Source organism: Helicobacter baculiformis (genome assembly GCF_900197685.1).
GTDB lineage: Bacteria > Campylobacterota > Campylobacteria > Campylobacterales > Helicobacteraceae > Helicobacter > Helicobacter baculiformis.
The window spans coordinates 1-2,019 of sequence record NZ_FZMF01000045.1 but is presented as its reverse complement, the minus strand read 5'-3'; the positions used below and the strand labels follow the sequence as shown (position 1 = coordinate 2,019).

The window sequence follows — 2,019 nt, the reverse complement described above, 5'->3', positions numbered from 1 at the left end:
CTTGTGGGCTATCCCCTTTGAGAGGCACAAGTCCACCCCCACCGCCTCCATCATCAGGGGGGATACTTCCCTCAATCTCCCTAATCAGCGCGCGGGTGGCGTTGTCAAACTCCACACGCTGCCCTAGAGCGCGCAAATGGGTTTTAAACTCCTCAATGCTATGGCTCTTGTTCCTTCTTGCTCAAGCTGTTCTGTGTGAAGCCACGCTTTACTAAAGTTAGAACTCTTGCCCTTTAAAGGGGGATGTGGTATCTTAGCACCGTCCTTTTGGCAAGATTGTATCCATGCCAAACTCAGCCACGACTTGGTCGAAATTCTGCGTGGAGGACTGTATGCGCTTATATGCTGTAATAATCCACCGATTATCTCCCTTGCCAAACCACCCTTTAGATAGCCCCACCCTAAATTCTTTGCCCCAGTCTTGTGAAATAATCGTTTCAAATCCTGCATTTGTAACCACATACCCCTTACTTATAATTTCTGCAATACCATTAGCCATCTTCTCTTGTGGCGTAGCTCCCTCAAAGCCCTTAAAGTCCTCAAGATGCTTGGCAAAGATTTTAGATAAGTCCCACCCCTTAGCGCCTCTTCCCTCTCCTTTAAGATTGCCCCACACAAGATCAATATACCCCAAGTCTTCCCTATAGAACGCCCCTGCCACTTGCCCGCGTTGTTCTTCTAAGAGCTTTGCCACCGCTTGAGCCCCCTTAAGCTCAAACTCTTTAAAGTGTTCCCCAAAAGCAGGGTTGGGGGTGATCTTAAGGGGGCTTGTGCTACTCTCATTTAAAGGAGTCTCTATGTCAGTGTCTGTACCTTTACCCCCGGTTAAAGATGTGGATTTTTGGTTTAACTTTGATTCTAAGCGGTTGTATGCTGTGCCTGATTCTGAAGAAGACCCCGCCTTTGAGTTTAAAGATGGTTCATGGGTGGCGTTTAAGTCTACGGCTGACTTTGTAACTAATTCAGATTGGACGGGGGAATACTGCGGGGAAGTCAGTTTAGATGATGTAAAAAAACTAATGTCTAAATCTGATTCTTGACCTAATTCTCTTATCCTGCGTCTGAGTTTTTTAAGTTCGCTTTTAGTTAATCTAGGGTGTAGTTTTTCTCGGCGCAACTCTTTATAATAGGGGTCTTGTTTCTTCTTAGTCTCCCAACTCTTAGGCGTGTGTACCTGTATCTCGCTAGGGATGCCCTCATAAGTAAAGTTAATGTGCGCGCCTTGATAATTGTCTTGGGTTTTAATGAATCTAGGACTGATGTCCTCAATCGCCCGATTGGCTTCTAGACTCTCTAAGATGTGGTTAAATTGCCCATTGATGCTTTCTTTAGGGGCAATAAATGCCCCCCTTAGCAAGTCATCCACTCTTTGTACATCCCCATTGTAATACGCCAACTTCTCTTCTATGCTCTGTACGCTCTTTAAGGTGTTGTTGGCTTCTAGCGTGCTATCACCCCCCTTAAGCCCCTCTAAGAGCTCTTTAAACCCCTCTTCTTGTTCTTTAGCGGTGGTGTGGAGTTCTAGGGCTTGACTTTTTAGCTCTTGGGTGCTAAGCTCCCCCTCAGGGTTTAAAGCACTGCTATGCTTTGGTGGGGTATCAATCTGCAAGTCAGAGGGCTTCATGGCAGTTCCGCCCGATCCTAATATATCAGACGCGCTAGCAACTTCTCCACCCTTAAACCCCGCATTGTAAAGCACTTTGGATTTTTGGATTTTACCCCTAATTGCCGATGGTTGCCGTTTAGTATGTGAACTAAAAATCCACTCTCCATTATAATTTTTAGCCACACTCATAAAATAGCGGTTCTTGTCTGCATCAATGAACTCTTTAATAAATAAAAGCCCTGCGCCATCATCTAAAATTAGGTTAGGCTCTTCTAAAGTCGGTCTAATCAAGGGTAAAAACTCTTCTCTTTGGCGTTTAGCTAACTTCGCCAAACTCCCCCGTGTGAGTTGGATTGTCTCCCCTTTGAGTACGGGTTCTAAAGCTTCTTGAACAGCAGGGCTAAACTTAGGGA

1 protein-coding gene is annotated in these 2,019 nt (G+C 45.4%); it reads right to left on the bottom strand.

The features are described 5' to 3' along the window. Nucleotides 1-253 precede the first annotated feature (253 nt). The coding region (locus tag C6G87_RS06880) for a putative barnase/colicin E5 family endoribonuclease (protein WP_267892705.1) at nucleotides 254-2,019 on the bottom strand (1,766 nt) is incomplete at its 5' end.